This is a genomic window from Methanocellales archaeon (genome assembly GCA_028715985.1).
GTDB lineage: Archaea > Halobacteriota > UBA148 > UBA148 > UBA148 > UBA148.
Genome location: JAQUQR010000008.1, coordinates 32,292 through 50,213, shown reverse-complemented (window position 1 = coordinate 50,213; position 17,922 = coordinate 32,292). Strand labels below are relative to the sequence as shown.

Sequence of the window (17,922 nt, the reverse complement as noted above, 5' to 3'; positions counted from 1 at the left end):
AAATGAAAGATGAAATTTTAAAGAAATATGAAATGGCCGGGCAGATCCTAGCTGATGTCATGTCAAAAGCAAAGGATATGGTCAAGATAGGAGCGCCTTTGCTGGATTTAGCTGAGTTCGTTGAAAATACCATCAGGGAGGAGGGCGCACAGCCTGCATTCCCATGCAATATATCGAGAAACGACGAGGCTGCACATGCAACGCCTTCTGCCAAGGATATCTCTGTCTTCGGGAGAGACATGGTCAAGCTCGACATAGGAGTACAGGTCGATGGTTATATCGCTGACGCCGCCATCACCGTGGATTTGAGCGGCAATGCGGATTTAGTCGAAGCTTCCAGAGAGGCATTGCTCTCTGCAATAGAGATCATTCATGCCGGCACAAACACCGCAGAAATCGGTGCAGCGATCGAAAGCACCATAGAAGGCTCTGGATATAAACCAGTTGCGAATCTCACCGGGCATGGCTTAGCGAGATGGGATCACCATGCTTCCCCCCCCATCCCAAACAAATCCGTTCTGCATGGAGCCGTCCTCAAAGAAGGCGACATAATAGCGATCGAACCGTTTGCCACAAACGGCGCCGGCCATGTCTCAGAGAGTAGAACGGCGGAGATATATCGGTTGGAGACACCCAAGCCGGTTCGCCTTCCAGCAGCGAGAAAATTGTTGAACGAGATCGAAGGGTACAAAATGCTTCCTTTCGCAAAGAGGTGGCTTCCCCAACCCCGCCTAGATTTCATATTGAATCAACTGGAGAGAGCTGGCATAATGCACTCCTATCCGGTGCTCAAAGATGATGCAGGTGGCTTGGTATCGCAAGCAGAACATACGGTCATCGTGGAAAAGGACGGATGCAGGGTGATAACAAAGTAGCTTTTCATAAGAATAAGAATTGAAAGGGCAATTAACAATAGGAGATTTCACCAACTGTATCTAACTTATGCGCGATTAACCGATGTTTTTCGGACTATATAAAAATTATAAATCTCCGAAAAATATGGACGGAACGAGGTGCAACCGAGTGAAGTCGGTTAATCACTGTTATATTCTTGCGATAGGAACGAAGAATAGTCTGCAAGACGGTTTTTGCGAAGCAAAAAAATTCTGAAGAGTTTTGGTCATCGCTTCTTTTGGAAAAACTTAATATAAATAATTGGTAAAATTCCAATAGTATTCAACACAAAAATGGCAATAAACCAGTTTCGTTGATTATTTTTTGCAGATTTCCATAAACCCATCCCTTTCCAAATGGCGTCCCAAATAATTAAAGGAATTAGCCAAATTAAAATGGATGTGTCAAATGCCATGTTATATAGATTAGTTACATATTATTTAAATATTGTGATGACCAAAATTGAATATAACGTATGCGATTTAACGAAGTCGCCGAAGGCGATTTGGGAGCGCGGAAAATTTCTTGGAAATTTTTGAAGCGAACCGTTAAATCGCTGTTAACTTGTTTCCCATACAAAGTGTGGGAAACCTGCGTCCACAGAGTAAATCTGGAGTCCATCTATCTTGAGAACGAAGTGATACATAAAGACAAAAAATCAAGGGGCAATTTCTATTTTCTATAAGAAGTGTGATCTGGAGTTGCTTGTTTTTCTCTAATATTTTTTAATCTCCATTTTGGAATAACTCCTTTATCTGCATCGTCATGGTGGTTTCCGCATAGAAGAACTAAATTAGTAAGTCTGTTGTTGGATGGATTCCCATCAATATGGTGAATCTTTAGATTACCTTTTTTACCACACTCTTGACATTTTCCACCAGCAATATCATAAACTTTATTTTTTAATTTGTTAGATATTGGAATCCTCTTTTCCTTACCTTTCCTTTCTCCTTTTTCCATGTTTTTTAAAACATCAAGTCCAAGTTTGCTTATTCCTGCAAGTAACTTCTTGAGAACTGAAAAGGTTCTCTCTCTGAATTCAATGTTTTTTATACAAAAATAGGTTATTATTCCAATAACTACTACGATTAATCCTGCAAAAATGTACAGATATATTTGGTATTCTGGTGGTAATAAAATCTTTACAATATACTCAATAAAGAGTATATAACCAATAAAGAATAGCACGATTAATCCAACAACCAAAGGAATGAATTGAATTTTATTTTTTGAATCTACCATGTATTATTATATTTGATTTAAATACTTTTTAAACTTTGCGTTTAGAAATTGCCCCCTTCCATTTTTTAGGAATCCAGATTTATTGAACTTAACATACATTAAGCATAGTTTTATTACGCTTAATACTTGAATGTGCCCTAAAATACGTAATGTTACATATTTGGATTTTTCAGTTCTCCAGCCCCATCCAACAAAACAGAAATGGAATCAGTTGTTATATAAATAAGTAATATCAAAAAACAATGGCATCCGCCTATATCCATACCACATCAACATCATCTGGTCGATAGTTTGGGCGCACCGCAGAATCCTCGATGGGAAGAGTTACGCCGCTCTCAAGCATGAGCAGCCCGGTATGGGCAATCATGACTCCATTATCCCGCATAAACTTCTTTTCTGGCGCATACAATCTTGCGCCCCTATCCTTACACATGATGCCGAGCATTTCTTTCAGTCTTTCATTGGCTCCGACCCCCCCTACGAGGAGAACATCGTCTTTTCCTATATGAGCCAGAGCTCGCTCCGTCACTTCCACGAGCATCGCAAATGCCGTCTCCTGGAAGGAGTAACATACGTCCTCCTGGGATGCATGCTCCAAAGCATCCTTCGCCGCAGTCGTCAGCCCGGAGAACGAGAAATCCATGCCTTTGACAACATAGGGCAAAGGAACGTACTTCTTCGCATTTTTAGCCAGCTGCTCTATCTTTGGTCCACCGGGATGTTGAAATCCGGCATATCGACCAAACTTATCGAGTGCGTTGCCTATACCGATGTCCAAGGTTTCTCCGAATATCCTGTACTTGCCTGCCCTATAAGAAAGCACCTGAGAATTGCCACCGCTTACGTACAATATAACCGGATCCGTCACATTGCATATCCTCCTGCCAACCTCGATGTGAGCAATGCAGTGATTTACCCCTATCAGCGGAATGTCTAAGGAAAGAGAGAGAGCTCTGGCAGCGGTCGCTATCGTTCTAAGACAAGGCCCAAATCCCGGACCTTGCGAGAAGGCGACGGCAGATAGATCCTTGCCAGCCCCTTCAGCTAAGACCTTTTTTATCAGATCTCCGATGTTAGATGCATGGTGTTGCGCTGCCATTCTGGGGTGCAGACCACCTTTCTGAGGCAGGTATTGCGACTCTGCCTCGGCAACAATATTGGTACGATCGACAATGGCAGCACTTAGGTTCCAAGCCGTCCCTTCTATACCCAGGACAAATCTATTTTTCATTCTTTTTAGACTTGAACTCCGTGTAACCACACTTGCCGCATGAGCGCCGGTCGCTATGCTCAGCTAGAAAAGTACCATCTCCACAGCGCGGGCAGATTTGCCTCGTTCGCTTTAGCGTCTTATCACCAGTATCATAGAATTTGCTGACCATGGTCATTCTCCCTTGGATTTAGTCTCAGGTTTCGCTTTGGCTTCTTTTGATTTGGGGTTTGATTTTGATGTCTTCTCTTTGGGTTTAGGTTCAACTTCCTTCTTAGTCTCAACCTTTTCTGCTGATATCTCAGGTTTAGCTTTGATTTCTTTTGATTTTGGTGTCTTCTCTTTGAGTTCAGGTTCAACTTCCTTCTTGGTCTCAACCTTTTCTGCCGGTTTTTCTTCTGCCTTGATGACGTTTCGTTGGATTATATGTGCCTGCTCAATATCTCTGAGATCTTTCTCAGAGTTGTAAATTTTTGCGTAACCGCGCGTCTCTCTTTTGCCATACTCCGAGCGCATTCGCTCGATAATGACCAATTCTTTTTTCGCATTGAGCATGGCAGCCAAATTGTTTCTGATCTCTTCTCTAGATGGGGTAGCGCCTTCATGGTCCACCTTGAACGTTATTTCCAGCCTTTTCAACAATGGGTTTAATCTCTTTTCTATGACTTCGCTATTCATAATTGCCTCCCTTGGGTTGCTTTCATCATGTCCTCCAGCAAAGAGCACAACGAATCTCCTTTCATTTGTCGAAGTAGAGACATTGCTTCATATTTCTTTCCCTCGTCAACAGGCACTAATACCACGCCTTCACCCGGTTGACCATAGATGACGACCGAATGCAAGGGTGCCATAATGACTGCTGGCAACGCAGCTAAGTCTTCTTCACCACGTACAAATATTCTTATCGGTTTGCTGTGCCCCATAGCTTCATGCAAGACAAGGACGAGTTCTCTGGTGATCTGACCTGCGGGATTAGCTAGGGACTTTTGCGTGAACTCTTGCATCTGAGTACCTTGGATCAACTCTTTAGGAGCCTTCTTCCTCATGATTTTTTCGTCCACCACGCATATGTCAGGAATCTTTCCGGATTTGATCAAATAAAACGTCACGACGTCGCCGACGGAGATGAGTTTAGTCGGATTACAAAGATCCCGCTTTAGGCTCTCAATGGGCTCATCTCCTTTATAAAGGGTGCCAAAAGGTTTTTTAAAATGCTCTCTCAATTCTTGGGTTAAAGTTAGAGCCAAGTCATCGCACCTTCAGCGCATATTTGCCAGGCTGACTGATATTCATCCTCTTTGCCGCCTCAGATCTTTGGGGATCGATTATAATGACGTATCCCACCCAATCCGTGCTCAGCGAGGTGGAGCCACAGCTACATGTTGGCCCTCTCGTAATCCTGTGACATTCTCTACACGCTTTTTCAGTCATTCTTCCAACTTCTTACGTGCCTCTTCTAACCACTCCAGCTTGCCTAATGCTGTTTGGCGCATGGTCAGCCCTATCTTGCTCTCCCGGGGGTCCCTCTCGTTTAAGCTGACTGCCACAACTCTCGCCCTAAGGCTGTCGCCCTCAGCTAACGCCCTGTTACTTTTCTTGCCGACTAAGCGCGCATTTTTTTCATCGTAGGAGATATAATCATCATCAATTTGGCTGACATGGAGTAGTCCATCAACAGGCCCCATGCTAACGAACGCCCCAAATTCAACGATCTCCGCTATGCCCCCCTCAATGATCTCCTGCAGTTCCGGTTTGTAGACAATTGCATCAAAGGTAGTGTCATAGTATACAGCCCCATCACCCACAAGGATGCGTCCCCCCTTTATCTCAACTACATCTGTTACGGCTACGATGGAGCCAAGCGTTTTGTCAGTTCTGCCCTCAAGTTTCTCCTCTAATGCTGATTTGACAACCTGCTCTATTTTACCACCCAATTTATCTGGTGGGATGCGCACGGTATCTATAAGCCTCATTTTCCTATACATAGTCCAACCTCTTTTTCTGGCGTAGGGATATGGTAGTTATACCCTTATCTTTTAATCGCTTTCTCAATTCTGCATCATTCGTGACGACCGCGGCGTTCATCTCCCCGGCGGTTTGGAGGATCATATCGTCTGTGAGTCCTTTTGCATCGACGACCTCACATCTATCCAGGAGTGATAACGCTATAGATACTTCAACTTTGTTGCCACCTTTTTTGTACAGACTCTCCAACTCACATACGACTTGTCCAGGAACGATGAATTGGTCGTAACCCAATCTTTCCAATTCAGAGAAGATGTCAACGCCAAATTGCCCGGGAATCATCAATGCGTTGGTATCGAGAATTGCCCTCATAGGAGCACTCCAACCCCAATCAAACGCCATCTAGCACCAATTCGTCTGCTGATTGCAACTCTTGAAGCAGGCTGAGCACAAACCGGCCGCTTTAGTTTGACGTCCATTTCATTATTTCTAGCAGAGGATACAACCCCTATCGTGGTGGCTGTTCCAATACTAAGCATCAACAACTCACTTGTGCGTATGGGTTCTACATCAGATTCTTCTTGCGAACCCACAACCCTATCAAGCAATTTGACACTCATTGCAAACTCCTCCCAAACCGGGGGAAGTGAGTCTAAGTGACCTGCTACTTGCCCTACAAGCGCATCGCTTTTGGTCATAGATGGATCCAGCTTCGTTCCAACGCCCAATAATCCTCCAGGTATGGCCTCCTTGACACTTTGCCCCCCGGCCATTATTTTCGTTATCTGGGTCCTAATCGGAACCCAGCTTATCTTGCCCTCAAAGTCTACCTTCCTACCAGGCTTAATCTCTATTTGATCTCCAACCCTCAGCAAGCCCTGATTTAGTACCCCTCCTATGATTCCCCCCATGATTTTATTTGGCGTAACCCCTGGCTTGTTTACGTCAAATGATCTGGCGATGGACATGTGGGCTGGTTTGTTTAAATCATGAACCGGTGTCGGAATCGTTTCTTCGATCACTTTAATCAGAACATCGATGTTCGCCTTGTGCTGCGCTGAGATGGGCACTATGGGTGCATTTTCGGCCACCGTGCCCTTCACAAACTTTTTTATTTGATGATAATGCTTGAGAACGTCCTCTCTTGACACTATATCAATCTTGTTTTGAGCAATTACGACATTTTTAACCTCAATTATGTCCAATGCCATCAGATGCTCCTTGGTCTGTGGCTGTGGACAGGGCTCACTCGCTGCAATGACCAGTACAGCGCCGTCCATGATCGCAGCACCACTTAGCATGGTTGCCATCAATGTTTCATGACCAGGAGAGTCAACGAAGGACACCGTTCGAATCTCATTGGTATCCGAACCGCAATGCGGACACTTTTTTTCTATGGAATAACATTTGGGCTCCTCGCAGTTGGGGCACTTTCGAAAGGTGATATCTGCATATCCCAAACGTATCGATATACCTCTCTTGAGTTCCTCACTATGCCGATCAGTCCAAACACCAGATAAAGCGCTAACTAGAGTGGTTTTACCATGGTCCACATGCCCCACAATGCCGATATTAACACTGGGTTGTTTCAAACTTTGACTTCCTCCAACAAGAGTAATGTGATGTCATATGTTTTTTGCTCATCTCATATAATAGTATCTTGCGGTCTAAAACAAAATGAAGCATGATTACTTAATGCTAAATAAAATCAAAAATTAGTTTCTATTTTTAGCTAATTGTGACTCTTAAAATTAGTTCATTATGCGCTTGTCTTTAGTTGTTGGGATAATCACAACACGACTGTACTGTAGAATTTTCGGTTGGAACTCTCAAAAATACTGCCAAACTTCAACAATATTGCCAAATCTAAGCAACTATGGCCTTGCAGCTACAGTATTTAGGAAAAGATTTTTATATTGTTTCGGATGAATATGCCCCATAAGGCCAAAAAAAATATAATCCCTTTTAAAGGGTGAGGCAGATGAAAAACAAAATCACAAAGCTTTATGCTTTGTTTATAATTTTGGCTGTTGTGGGCAGTTCACTTAATGGTATAGCTATCGCAGCGAATAATCCAGTGAACCTAATGGATGATGCCCCAGATGGCATGGGGAATGTTACACTACCTTTTGTTACAGTGGCAATACCGTCTATAGCATCAGAATCATCGAATAAAGTAGTAACCACAGACGTATCTTCTGCTTCTAGAGCAACGAATTCCACAAATAAAACGATAACCGTATCAAGTGATCCAACCTGTGTCAGCGGTATGATAAGTTTCGATACTACCTGGACGCTGGCAAACAGCCCGTACATTGTTGTTGGTGGCGTTTTAGTTAATGATGGCGTTACATTGACTATTGAACCAGGAGTTACAGTGAAATTTGACAGCGGTTTTGCCCTTCAGATAGATGGCACACTAATTGCACAGGGAACGAGTGACAATATGATTACATTTACCTCAAACCAAACGACGCCTGTTGCAGGAGATTGGGGCTATGTTCTGTTCAGCGATTCAAGCACTGACTACGATGATGGGCAGGGGTCTATCTTAGAATACTGCGTTGTTGAGTACGCAGGTGGTGTGAGTGTTGATAATAATGGAGCAGTGAGGATGAATAATGCCCATCCGTTTATCAACTATTGTACGATAAGAAACAATAATGCAGCAGGGATTTATGCATGGAGTCTATCAGAGAATCTTAAGATTACAAATAATACTATTATAAATAATATTGCCTTATCATCTGGTGGCGGAATCGGTGTAACTGGTGGTATAGCCACCATTTCCAATAACACAATCAGTAATAACAAGGCATCCTATCATGGTTATGGTGGAGGTGGTGGGGGAATAAGTGTCTGTGGCTGCACAGCCATAATCTATGATAACACTATTAGTGATAACACGGCATTAGGCGGATCATATTATTATTATGGCGGTAGTGATGGTGGTGGCGGAATATACGTCTTTAGTGGTGCTACAGCCACTATTTTAAATAATACCATCAATAACAATACGGCATCTTTGGGTGGCGGTGGAATATATGTCTATTCGGCCACAGCCATAATCTCCAACAATTTTATTAGTCAAAATACAGCAAATGCCCCATATGGTAGTGGTAACAGTGGTGGTGGAATTGGTATCCATTCGGCCACAGCCACCGTTTCTAATAATAATATTCGTAATAATATTGTATCAGGTGATGGCGGTGGAATCAGTGTTTATGGGGGCACTACTACCATTTTAAACAATACCATCAGTAATAATCAACTTTCATCGGGCGGATTCTCTTACGGTGGCGGTGGTGGAATCATAGTCTTCGGCTCGGCCACAGCCACCATCTCTAATAATCTTGTCAGTGAAAACAATGCATTACATAGTAAATATGATGGGAAGCCACAAGTTGGTGGTGGAATATACGTCTATTATGGCATAGCCACCATCTCTAATAATTCTATAATTAGAAACGCTGCTTTAAACGCTTCGGCTGTCTATTATAGCTATGCGGACAATCAGGATTTCAAATACAACACTATAATAGGCAACATAGCAATGGGTACTGCACCAACCTATGCAGTTTTCATCTCTAGCCATCCACTCTTTAACAAAAATAACATATTTGATAACACCGCCACCTACGAATTATACAACGGCAATCCCCAAGGTTCACCAAATCTCAATGCCACCAACAACTGGTGGGGCACCACTGATGAAACGGAAATACAAGCGATGATATACGATTGGTTTGATGATTCCAGCAAAGGGATTGTAGACTATAATCCCTACCTCTACGCCCCCGTCGGCTTTGCCGATAACCTCTGGAACATTAGATACAATGCTGATGACCGGTTCCACGACAACGAACCGTGGCTGAGGCCATGGAGACATGACTACGAGGATGGCTGGGGAAGATGGGTTGGGGAGTGGTCGTATGAGGTGCCGTGGAGCCAGAATTACACGCAGAGTTCCGGCTCAGTTGGGAACTTAAATTGGGATACGCTGGGCAACGGGAATTTACATATATCCGCCAGTAAAGATCATCAATGGCATGCTTGGACCTATGTATATGTGAGCAGTCCGAAGAACATAACCATTCCCGCAAGCGGGGATTGTGTCCCCCGATGCTTCCTCAATTACGCTTTTGATTCACCTCATACTTTCCCAGCTACTCTTCACCTTGAAACTGGCTGGAACCGCATTGACCTTACGGGCTACAACCAAAATTCTGGCTACTCATTCGATCTGAACTATAATTTGACCACCAATGTCGATATTATGAGCAGTTCTCAACGCGATAGCCCGTTCATCATAGGAACAATTCCACCCGCCTATACTGATGAGGATACCCCCTATAGCTGCGACCTCACCTCTCATGAGTTCGATCTGAAGGATAACGATACCGATCTCATCTGGAGTATCAGTGGAGTGGATATAAGTCTATTTAATGTATCTATATCCCTTGAGAGTGATGTACTTACAATCATGCCTGTATGTAATGCGTATGGCTCAGACACCGTCACCTTGACGCTCACCGATTCTGACGGCCTATCAGCATCTCAGGATATCACCGTGACCATATTTTCTGTGAATGACCCACCAATCGCATCCTTCACATATTCATCAGAGAATCTAATCACAAACCAAACAATCACTTTCAACGCTTCTAATTCAATAGACCCAGATGGATGCATCACAAATTACGAATGGGGCTTCGACGATGGAAATATCACAAGTACGACAGAATCAGTCATCACTCACTCCTATACCTCAGCAGGCGATTATTACGTAGGTCTAACAGTAACTGATAATGACGGAGCAACGAGTACAACTCTAAAGATAATAGCGGTTTCAGAAATAGGAGAATTTATTTTCGACACAGGTGAAGGATCATATCCAAGCATCTTAGGTATACACAATGGCACAATCACGCCAAACCAAACAATAACCGTATCCAAGATTTATACATATCCCTGCACAGGAACCGGCGGGCACGCAGAATACGTGAAAATATGGAATTCGACATGGAATACGACTGCAACCTGGAATGGATACGCAGGCGATTATCACAACCTAACCTTTAGCGAATCTTTCGTATTAAGGGCAGGTGAAACATACCATTACACGATCAGGACGGGCTCTTATCCGCAGATAATACATGCGACCAGCAAGGCAGTGACAGGAGGGATAATCACCTGCACACAGTTCACCGATGTAAACGGTGTCACCCATAATGACTGGATTCCTGCGATTAGATTGGAGTGAAATAACAAAGAAAAACGACCTTAAAGGTCGCCGTTGTAATTTCACTGCCATCCGATTTCAAACCTTGCCGGTTTTTTTCTTTCCTTCCTTCACCTCCTACTGAACTTCTTGAACACGACTATTAGGCCCCCCAATATCACGGCGATTATCCCTATTCCTGCAAGCCCCCAGGAAGTCGAAGCCGAGGCTGTCGCCCTTATCTGGACTTCATCTGACTCGACTTGGTCACTTAAACCCTTCAAGGTGAGCAAATAGTCCCCAGCAACGGTATCGTCCGGTACCTCCACGACTATAGTGAAGGTGAAGGATTCGCGCGGTTTAAGCGACTCTATCTGCGCAGGAGTAACGGATGCATCCCAGCCTTCTGGTACCTCAATATCAAGCTTGAGGGTTGTCATAGGTGTTTCCCCTGTGTTTGTAATCTTTGCCGTAAAGGTGGTGGTATCTCCGACAGTAGCGCTGGTAAGGAGCGTAGAAGGCGCCAGACTTAGATCGTAAGAGCCTATGATATTGGCCTTCAAATCCAGCCGAATGCTACTGGTGCCATCCGCTGATTCGACTTGAACTGGTACCAAATAACTACTAATGTTAACAGTGCTGGGCGGAGTGACCTCAACAACCAGATTCTCTGATTCTCCCGCCTTTAGGTATAGACTTGACACCTCGACGGTGTCAGACTTGAAAGCCACCTCCCAATCCGTAGGAGGTTCCACGACAGATAGAAACAGACGCGTATCCGTCTTGCCTGAGTTGATTATCGTTATGGGATATTTCGCGACCTCGCCCGCCTTAGCAGTCACTTCCAGAAATGTTGCGGTAACCTCAATTTCCTCTTCGGCCTTTGTTATGTTTATATTCAGTGGTAAGAAGGTAATTACTTTCAAATCAGAGGATTCTGCTTTGACCGATATTTCATATTCACCTAACATCGCAGTAACAGGGGGAGTGACCTCAAGGATGAGGTCTGCGAACTCACCACTATCCAAAGTCACTTCTGTCACAGCCTCGCCATCTGCGCTTTTGACAAAGGTTGTCCAATTGAGCGGGACTGAATCAACAGATACTCTAAACCGCATTTCCATGCCGAAGGGATTTTCCACTCTCAACTGGAATGTGACAGTTTCACCGGGTTCAACCGCCTTTCCAGGAAATTGACAAAATATTATGGGCTCGTCGAGCGGCTTGACCAATATCGTGAAGCTTAACGTTGAGTTCGTTTTCCCGACTGAGGTGAGCGTTAGGCTGTTGTTTCCTGTGGATGTTGAAGGAATCCTGGCTTCTAACTGGAGATTTAGGCTTGAGCCGGATGATAGGTACACTTTTGTAACCTCGCCGGTTGCATCCAAAACCCTCGTTGACCAGCCCTCTGGCTTGGATACCAAGAATTCCACTACTTCTGATTCCTCGCCTATATTGCTGACCGTGAAGGGAAGGAGCACTTTGTCTCCAGGACTTTCCACACGGCTCAAGGCTGACGAGGAGGATCTCAGGGCCCTAAGCAAAACTAGGTCTCCGAGGTGGACTACGTCATCACCTATAGTAACGCTTTTAGTCACCTCGACGTATCCCAGCTTCGAAAAGTGGATTACGTATGTGCCGGTTTGCAGGTGGTGAATGCTGAAATAGCCTTTAGAGTCTGTTTGCCCGCTCTCAACGTAGGATTCGTCAGAAGAGTACACCTCCACCTTGACGCCCCCTATCCCTTCGCCCCCTTCGTCCACAACCCTGCAGGATATTATGGGCTCGTCGAGCGGCTTGACCAATATCGTGAAGCTTAACGTTGAGTTCGTTTTCCCGACTGAGGTGAGCGTTAGGCTGTTGTTTCCTGTGGATGTTGAAGGAATCCTGGCTTCTAACTGGAGATTTAGGCTTGAGCCGGATGATAGGTACACTTTTGTAACCTCGCCGGTTGCATCCAAAACCCTCGTTGACCAGCCCTCTGGCTTGGATACCAAGAATTCCACTACTTCTGATTCCTCGCCTATATTGCTGACCGTGAAGGGAAGGAGCACTTTGTCTCCAGGACTTTCCACACGGCTCAAGGCTGACGAGGAGGATCTCAGGGCCCTAAGCAAAACTAGGTCTCCGAGGTCGGTCTGCCCAACACTAGTCAATGAAACGCTTATGTCATATGACTCGTACTTTGAATCCAAATCTGAAAAATGAAGGGTGTATTTGCCGAGTGGCAGACCATAGACAAAAAAATATCCATTAGAATATGTGCGCTTGTTCTGGACATAGGCTCCATCAGAAGAATACACTTTGATCTCAATGTCACTTAACCCTTGACCATCTTCATCTACGACTCTACCTGCGACGGTAGCTGTTTCCTGCAGACCCACTACGCTAACAGGAAAAATTGCCGAGCATAACGTTAAAACGATAAGATGGCAAGCAACTACCTGCCCTAAGTGCCTTAAATTCCTTATACTGTGGTTCCTTATACTGTGGTTTTTCCTCATGTTCTCATCATCCATTTGTTCTCATCACCCATTCATTCACATTTTCATCTAATCAATGGTAATGCAAGAGGAGGCTGAAGCGAGGGGAATGGAAGATATGGAGTAAAGAACCGCCGAAGCCCCCTCCTCATTACTTTTATTTTCAGTTCAGTATTCGCTTATCCTCCCGGTCTGATCTCTAAGCGCATGAAAAACAGGTAGGACGCTGCAAAGCAGACCACTAGACCTAACGTTATGGCGGCGATGCTTGGCCAGCTCGCAGCGACGCTCTGAGTCAGCGTTGGCGACCCGAATGAAGGAGGGCCACCTAAGCTCAAGCCAAACGCTGCCCTACCCTGTGTCTCACCTAGAATCTGCGAAGCCACTTCGCTGTATAGATAGGTGGGGGACAGCTTTGAGATGCTGTCCTGTAGGACGAATCTCTTTTGCATCAACGCCTGAAATTCAGTAGATTCTCGAATTTCAGGGGACATTCTCTGACCACTCGGGAAAGGTGCTATCGTGTTTACGATGAGCGAAGCAATAATGGAGAGCATAACCGCGAAGAAGAGCCATGTTGCAATAGATGCAAACGTAGATGTGGACACCTTCTTAGTTAGCACGGAGAAGAGCACCCCCAAGCTGAGCCAGAAAGCCAGGTAGAGTATTGTAATTAATGATAGGAAAACGATGCTCAAAGCCTGTCCCAAGGTTGGCCCAAAGCCTAAGAGAGGTATTGCCAAGCCGCACATTATACCGATGGTGCCCAGCGTCAACATCGCCAACGCAGTAGTGCCAGCCAGGAACTTACCGTTGATGACTGCATCTCTGAATATCGGCTGGGAGAGAAGCACCGAGAGGGTACCGCTGGTCCTCTCGTTATTGATGGCATCGCATCCCAAGGCTAATCCCAATATGGGGCCGAAGAAGACCATCAACTGAACGAACGAGTATCCGGATCGAGCTCCGGAAAATATGGCTAAGAATCCTGCTTCAGTGTTATTCCTTATAAAGTCTGCTCCCTGATAGACAGATACACAAGAGAGAAGCAATATCACGGCAAATAATATCAAGTAGCGTTTGCTTCCAAAATGGTCTGAAAGCTCCTTCTTATACACAGTAAATATGCCAGCCATCGCTATTATGCCTCCTGATAGTATTTCATGAAAACTTCCTCCAACGTGTATTCTCTGGGTTTCATGAGTAGAATTATCGCCCCATTCTTCGTGATCGTTTTAGAAACCTCTTCGGTATTATCCTCTGCCATATGCACATATAGCCTGTCATTTTCCTTAGTTACCGACGTTACCCCATCAATGTCTTTCAGTTCTTTTAGAAGTTTGGGGGTCAAATTAACTAACTTGAACTCTATGCTCTTTTCCTCTTTTCCCGCCAGCTCCTTGGTGAAGTTCTCTATCGTGTCTGTGGCCACCAACTTCCCTTGACGTATAATGCCTACTCTGCTACATGTCACCTGGACCTCATGCAACAAGTGCGATGATAAAAATACAGTTAAGCCACGCTCTTTGTTCAAGCGAAAGATGAGGTCACGTATCTCCTTTATCCCCTCAGGATCCAAACCAATGGTTGGCTCGTCGAGGAAAACGACCTTTGGGTCTTTCATCAATGCTTGAGCTATGCCGAGGCGTTGTTTCATTCCACGAGAGAAAGTCTCTACCTTCCCGTCCCCCCACTTCGTTAGGCCCACTTCAGCCAGGAGATCTGTTGTCCTTCTCTCTCTTTCGATTAGGGGTAGATCATTTAGCTGCCCGATGTAGTCCAGGTACTGCTTGGCAGTTAGGTTTTCGTAGTAACCTGCAAATTCCGGAAGACTTCCCGCAATCTTCCGCACTTCCCTGGAGTTCTTGACCACATCATAGCCACCTACCATTGCGGTTCCAGATGCAGGCGTTGATAGTCCCAGGAGCAGAAGGATGGTAGTCGTCTTTCCAGAACCATTTGGACCCAAAAAACCGAAGATTTCCCCCTCATCAACTGTCATGTTCAGATGGTCGACTGCTGTAAGGTCTCCATAGATTTTTGTCAGGTCTTGGGTTTGGATCATGGGCTCAGACATTCAGTTTGCTCCCTAATATCCCTCTTTTTATTAGCTTGGGCTTACCTATAGCATCATACATATTAAAGAATTTTTCAGGATTATGCCCAATTCTAACCACAATTCAATCAGAAAATGTTTAATCATTGGTCGTGAAAAACAAGAATAGGAAGGACTTATTTATACCCCATAATCTAAACTGATAAGCGAAATGAAAAATCCTTACTTTAATCGTCTGGAGAAGTATAGATGCCCGATCGTGTGAGCACATTGAAGCATTTGCTGGGATGGCTAATTGCAGGTACAAGAGGTGGTATCACCCGTGCCCACATGATTAAGGCTTTAAAGGAGACTCCGCAAAACGCCAATCAATTGGCGCATCTGCTTAAAATGGATTATAGAACGATAAGGCATCATCTCCAAATCCTTCAGAAGAACGGGATAATCACGTCCGTAGGAGACAGGTATGGTCTGACGTATTTCTTGTCCCAAGAAATGGAGGATAATTACACCCTATTTGAAGAGATTATGGTAAAAATGTGGAAAAAAGAAAAAAGGGAGGAAAACAAATGAGACACCATATGAACAAAAATGCGAAGATTTCGTTAATGCTGGTAACATTGGTAGCAGTGGCTTTACTGACAGCATTATGGGCCACCACGTATTCACCCCATTCTCCTTTACTGGAAACTAGGCGAGGCCCCCCACCACCCCCTATAAGGGATATGGAGTTATATTATACACTTAACACGGTTATTTCATCGATCAATGTGACAATTTTAATCTTCCTACTGGTCACATATATCGGCATATACAGGAAGATAAAGTCAGAGTTCACAATCGGATTAATGATATTTTCAATGGTCTTACTTTTCTATGCGCTTAGCTCCAATCCCTTAGTGCATCAAATTTTTGGTTTTCGTGCCTCTGGCCTTGGACCATTTGCCATGTTGCCGAACTTATTTACGTGCGGAGCATTAGCCATACTGCTGTATCTCAGTGCCAAATACTAAGAGTGTTTCTCGTATGTGCGTGTAACATATTTTCAATGTCTTTCGCGACTTCTACGCTACTTCAAGATCAATTAGAGTGTTTAACAACCCTTTTAGACAGATTCATGTCACAAGTTAGAGACTGCCATTATTTTCTGTTTTTAGATCATATCTACCTGAATGAACTGCAGAACTAAGAAGTCAATGTCAATAAGTCCAAAACAGAAAATATATACGCTACGCAAGCGATACTTTAATGAAACTGAATGAATCTAAAGACGAGTGGCGCCGAGGCAATCGTCAGATCATGTGACGGGCATATATTAAAACAGCGAATGCCCAAGCGCTATAGGATCAAAGAAGTAGACGAGCAGCTTCGAAGAGATCGCACGAAGTCAGAGGCAAAACTGATCTCAGAGGCTCGCAGAGCAGGTATTCCGACACCCATCATCTATGACGTCACCGATTATGATATAAGGATGGAATATCTGGAGGGGGCACAGCTCAAACATGTACTTGATGTAGGCCTATGCAAGAGAATCGGCGAACTGGTAGGGAGGCTCCACACCTCAGGCATCGTTCATGGCGACCTGACCACTTCAAACATGATTCTTTCGCAAGGAAGGATTTACCTGATCGACTTTGGACTGGCATACTTTGACCACAGCACTGAGGCACGAGGCGTGGACGTGCATGTGCTCTTCCAAACATTCGAAAGCACTCATGATGAGCATGAAGCGCTGATAAATGCGTTCATCGAGGGATATGAAAAGACGTTTGATGGCGCTAAAGAGATCATTCAACGCGTAAAAGCGATAGAATCAAGGGGCAGATACAGGACCGAAAGACTATGAAGACCGTTTATTTTGTAACCGGAAACGCTGGAAAGGTTAGAGAGGCAAAAGCGATGCTTGAGAAGTTGGGCATAGGGGTCCAGCAAATCCATTATGAATACCCTGAGATCCAATCTGATGATTTGGAGAGCATTGCAAAATATGGCGCAAGGGATGCTGCCATGCATTTGAAAAGGCCGGTTATGGTGGAGGATGCTGGGATGTTTATCTCTGCCCTGAAGGGTTTTCCCGGACCATATTCGTCGTTCACTTTCAAATGCATTGGCAATGAAGGCATATTGAAGTTGATGAGAGGTGTAGAAGATCGCAATGCTCAGTTCAGATCTGTGATTGGATTCTGTGAACCTGACAAAGAGGTGATCACTTTTAGTGGTTCCGTGGAAGGAGAGATATCTAATGAGCCTCGTGGAAAGATGGGTTTTGGCTACGATCCGATCTTTCTTTATCAAAACAAGACGTTTGCCCAGATGTCCACCGAAGAGAAGAACGAAGTATCGCACAGATGTGTTGCACTGAGGAAATTTGCAGAGTGGTTTTGCAAAGATATTTAATGCATAGGAGGATGTATAATGGAGGATTTTCATGAAGAAAAAACAAACTAGCAGTAAGGCACCTGAATGGTTGGAACTAAAGGCGAAGGATATCGAACAGATAGTTGTTGAGCTAAGAGGACAGGGCATGTCATCTTCTGAGATCGGGTTGATCCTAAGAGATAAGTATGGGGTCCCAGACGTGAAACTTGCAACGGAAAAGAAGATAACCCAAATACTCAAGGAAAAAAACGTAGGACCAAAGGTTCCAGAGGACCTACAGAATTTGATCACAAAGGCTCTGGAATTAAAAAAACATCTCGATCTAAATCTGAAGGACGTTCACAACAAAAGGGCGCTTCAGCTTATGGAATCGAAAATCAGGCGACTGGTTAGGTATTATAAAAATAAGGGGGAGCTCCCCAAAGATTGGATTTATGACCTAAAAACGGCTGAAATGCTGATCTCGAGATGA

At 44.4% G+C, this 17,922-nt stretch carries 20 protein-coding genes; 7 read left to right on the top strand and 13 right to left on the bottom strand.

The annotated features are described in order from the left end of the window. The first annotated feature begins 2 nt into the window (after positions 1 to 2). Entirely contained in the window at positions 3 to 875 is an 873-nt protein-coding gene (gene map / locus PHI74_07080; GenBank protein ID MDD5485772.1) for a type II methionyl aminopeptidase, read from the top strand. 245 nt (positions 876 to 1,120) lie between these two features. Here map and PHI74_07075 read toward each other — a convergent pair whose 3' ends face one another. The 10 genes from PHI74_07075 to PHI74_07030 form a co-directional block, all read right to left on the bottom strand. Further along, positions 1,121 to 1,309 (bottom strand): DUF5652 family protein, encoded by a 189-nt coding sequence (locus tag PHI74_07075; protein MDD5485771.1) that lies wholly within the window; start codon positions 1,307 to 1,309, stop codon positions 1,121 to 1,123. 257 nt (positions 1,310 to 1,566) lie between these two features. Then, positions 1,567 to 2,136 carry an HNH endonuclease signature motif containing protein gene (locus PHI74_07070; GenBank protein MDD5485770.1) on the bottom strand — a complete coding sequence of 190 codons (570 nt, stop codon included), beginning with the start codon at positions 2,134 to 2,136 and terminating at the stop codon, positions 1,567 to 1,569. Between the two features lie 253 nt (positions 2,137 to 2,389). Further along, positions 2,390 to 3,367 (bottom strand): bifunctional N(6)-L-threonylcarbamoyladenine synthase/serine/threonine protein kinase, encoded by a 978-nt coding sequence (locus PHI74_07065; GenBank protein ID MDD5485769.1) that lies wholly within the window; start codon positions 3,365 to 3,367, stop codon positions 2,390 to 2,392. Continuing rightward, complete coding sequence (locus PHI74_07060; GenBank protein MDD5485768.1) at positions 3,357 to 3,518, bottom strand: 30S ribosomal protein S27ae; 162 nt, start codon at positions 3,516 to 3,518, stop codon at positions 3,357 to 3,359. Before PHI74_07060 ends, PHI74_07065 begins: the two co-directional genes overlap by 11 nt. A 2-nt stretch (positions 3,519 to 3,520) precedes the next feature. Further along, the gene (locus PHI74_07055) at positions 3,521 to 4,024 is read right to left on the bottom strand and encodes a hypothetical protein (protein ID MDD5485767.1); all 504 of its coding nucleotides are present in this window, start codon (positions 4,022 to 4,024) and stop codon (positions 3,521 to 3,523) included. Continuing rightward, a complete protein-coding gene (locus PHI74_07050; protein ID MDD5485766.1) occupies positions 4,021 to 4,593 on the bottom strand; it encodes a DUF359 domain-containing protein in 573 nt (190 codons plus the stop codon). The genes PHI74_07055 and PHI74_07050 overlap by 4 nt, the downstream gene beginning before the upstream one ends. A 1-nt stretch (position 4,594) precedes the next feature. Continuing rightward, on the bottom strand, positions 4,595 to 4,777 hold the full coding sequence (locus tag PHI74_07045) for a DNA-directed RNA polymerase, subunit E'' (GenBank protein MDD5485765.1): 183 nt from the start codon (positions 4,775 to 4,777) through the stop codon (positions 4,595 to 4,597). After that, positions 4,774 to 5,331, bottom strand: a complete 558-nt coding sequence (locus tag PHI74_07040) for a DNA-directed RNA polymerase (GenBank protein ID MDD5485764.1) — start codon at positions 5,329 to 5,331, stop codon at positions 4,774 to 4,776. Before PHI74_07040 ends, PHI74_07045 begins: the two co-directional genes overlap by 4 nt. Then, positions 5,324 to 5,683: a DNA-binding protein gene (locus PHI74_07035; GenBank protein MDD5485763.1), complete on the bottom strand. Its 360-nt coding sequence runs from the start codon at positions 5,681 to 5,683 to the stop codon at positions 5,324 to 5,326. The genes PHI74_07040 and PHI74_07035 overlap by 8 nt, the downstream gene beginning before the upstream one ends. Further along, positions 5,680 to 6,903 carry a translation initiation factor IF-2 subunit gamma gene (locus PHI74_07030; protein MDD5485762.1) on the bottom strand — a complete coding sequence of 408 codons (1,224 nt, stop codon included), beginning with the start codon at positions 6,901 to 6,903 and terminating at the stop codon, positions 5,680 to 5,682. The genes PHI74_07035 and PHI74_07030 overlap by 4 nt, the downstream gene beginning before the upstream one ends. A gap of 389 nt (positions 6,904 to 7,292) precedes the next feature. Here PHI74_07030 and PHI74_07025 point away from each other — a divergent pair, with 389 nt between their 5' ends. Beyond that, positions 7,293 to 10,574, top strand: coding sequence for a PKD domain-containing protein (locus tag PHI74_07025; protein MDD5485761.1), 3,282 nt, complete (start codon positions 7,293 to 7,295; stop codon positions 10,572 to 10,574). An 89-nt stretch (positions 10,575 to 10,663) separates the two neighbouring features. Here the strand turns inward: PHI74_07025 and PHI74_07020 are convergent, their stop codons facing one another. The 3 genes from PHI74_07020 to PHI74_07010 form a co-directional block, all read right to left on the bottom strand. Next, complete coding sequence (locus PHI74_07020; GenBank protein MDD5485760.1) at positions 10,664 to 13,051, bottom strand: NEW3 domain-containing protein; 2,388 nt, start codon at positions 13,049 to 13,051, stop codon at positions 10,664 to 10,666. Between the two features lie 143 nt (positions 13,052 to 13,194). Beyond that, positions 13,195 to 14,151: an ABC transporter permease subunit gene (locus PHI74_07015; protein ID MDD5485759.1), complete on the bottom strand. Its 957-nt coding sequence runs from the start codon at positions 14,149 to 14,151 to the stop codon at positions 13,195 to 13,197. A 5-nt stretch (positions 14,152 to 14,156) separates the two neighbouring features. Then, positions 14,157 to 15,092: an ABC transporter ATP-binding protein gene (locus PHI74_07010; GenBank protein MDD5485758.1), complete on the bottom strand. Its 936-nt coding sequence runs from the start codon at positions 15,090 to 15,092 to the stop codon at positions 14,157 to 14,159. 228 nt (positions 15,093 to 15,320) lie between these two features. On the opposite strand from PHI74_07010, the gene PHI74_07005 reads away from it, so the two are divergent. From PHI74_07005 to PHI74_06985, 5 genes are all read left to right on the top strand, one after another. Continuing rightward, a complete protein-coding gene (locus tag PHI74_07005; protein MDD5485757.1) occupies positions 15,321 to 15,644 on the top strand; it encodes a winged helix-turn-helix domain-containing protein in 324 nt (107 codons plus the stop codon). Next, the gene (locus PHI74_07000; protein ID MDD5485756.1) at positions 15,641 to 16,084 is read left to right on the top strand and encodes a hypothetical protein; all 444 of its coding nucleotides are present in this window, start codon (positions 15,641 to 15,643) and stop codon (positions 16,082 to 16,084) included. The genes PHI74_07005 and PHI74_07000 overlap by 4 nt, the downstream gene beginning before the upstream one ends. Before the next feature lie 245 nt (positions 16,085 to 16,329). Then, positions 16,330 to 16,917, top strand: a complete 588-nt coding sequence (locus tag PHI74_06995; protein MDD5485755.1) for a Kae1-associated kinase Bud32 — start codon at positions 16,330 to 16,332, stop codon at positions 16,915 to 16,917. Continuing rightward, positions 16,914 to 17,468, top strand: coding sequence for an XTP/dITP diphosphatase (locus PHI74_06990; protein ID MDD5485754.1), 555 nt, complete (start codon positions 16,914 to 16,916; stop codon positions 17,466 to 17,468). The genes PHI74_06995 and PHI74_06990 overlap by 4 nt, the downstream gene beginning before the upstream one ends. Positions 17,469 to 17,499: 31 nt before the next feature. Beyond that, on the top strand, positions 17,500 to 17,922 hold the full coding sequence (locus tag PHI74_06985) for a 30S ribosomal protein S15 (protein MDD5485753.1): 423 nt from the start codon (positions 17,500 to 17,502) through the stop codon (positions 17,920 to 17,922).

What these genes read in the sequence shown, in the direction of transcription:
- map (MDD5485772.1), top strand. Translation starts at nt 3, where the DNA reads ATGAAAGATGAAATTTTAAAGAAATATGAAATGGCCGGGCAGATCCTA.
- PHI74_07075 (MDD5485771.1), bottom strand. Translation starts at nt 1,309, where the DNA reads ATGGCATTTGACACATCCATTTTAATTTGGCTAATTCCTTTAATTATT.
- PHI74_07070 (MDD5485770.1), bottom strand. Translation starts at nt 2,136, where the DNA reads ATGGTAGATTCAAAAAATAAAATTCAATTCATTCCTTTGGTTGTTGGA.
- PHI74_07065 (MDD5485769.1), bottom strand. Translation starts at nt 3,367, where the DNA reads ATGAAAAATAGATTTGTCCTGGGTATAGAAGGGACGGCTTGGAACCTA.
- PHI74_07060 (MDD5485768.1), bottom strand. Translation starts at nt 3,518, where the DNA reads ATGGTCAGCAAATTCTATGATACTGGTGATAAGACGCTAAAGCGAACG.
- PHI74_07055 (MDD5485767.1), bottom strand. Translation starts at nt 4,024, where the DNA reads ATGAATAGCGAAGTCATAGAAAAGAGATTAAACCCATTGTTGAAAAGG.
- PHI74_07045 (MDD5485765.1), bottom strand. Translation starts at nt 4,777, where the DNA reads ATGACTGAAAAAGCGTGTAGAGAATGTCACAGGATTACGAGAGGGCCA.
- PHI74_07040 (MDD5485764.1), bottom strand. Translation starts at nt 5,331, where the DNA reads ATGTATAGGAAAATGAGGCTTATAGATACCGTGCGCATCCCACCAGAT.
- PHI74_07035 (MDD5485763.1), bottom strand. Translation starts at nt 5,683, where the DNA reads ATGAGGGCAATTCTCGATACCAACGCATTGATGATTCCCGGGCAATTT.
- PHI74_07025 (MDD5485761.1), top strand. Translation starts at nt 7,293, where the DNA reads ATGAAAAACAAAATCACAAAGCTTTATGCTTTGTTTATAATTTTGGCT.
- PHI74_07020 (MDD5485760.1), bottom strand. Translation starts at nt 13,051, where the DNA reads ATGGATGATGAGAACATGAGGAAAAACCACAGTATAAGGAACCACAGT.
- PHI74_07015 (MDD5485759.1), bottom strand. Translation starts at nt 14,151, where the DNA reads ATGGCTGGCATATTTACTGTGTATAAGAAGGAGCTTTCAGACCATTTT.
- PHI74_07010 (MDD5485758.1), bottom strand. Translation starts at nt 15,092, where the DNA reads ATGTCTGAGCCCATGATCCAAACCCAAGACCTGACAAAAATCTATGGA.
- PHI74_07005 (MDD5485757.1), top strand. Translation starts at nt 15,321, where the DNA reads ATGCCCGATCGTGTGAGCACATTGAAGCATTTGCTGGGATGGCTAATT.
- PHI74_07000 (MDD5485756.1), top strand. Translation starts at nt 15,641, where the DNA reads ATGAGACACCATATGAACAAAAATGCGAAGATTTCGTTAATGCTGGTA.
- PHI74_06995 (MDD5485755.1), top strand. Translation starts at nt 16,330, where the DNA reads ATGAATCTAAAGACGAGTGGCGCCGAGGCAATCGTCAGATCATGTGAC.
- PHI74_06990 (MDD5485754.1), top strand. Translation starts at nt 16,914, where the DNA reads ATGAAGACCGTTTATTTTGTAACCGGAAACGCTGGAAAGGTTAGAGAG.
- PHI74_06985 (MDD5485753.1), top strand. Translation starts at nt 17,500, where the DNA reads ATGAAGAAAAAACAAACTAGCAGTAAGGCACCTGAATGGTTGGAACTA.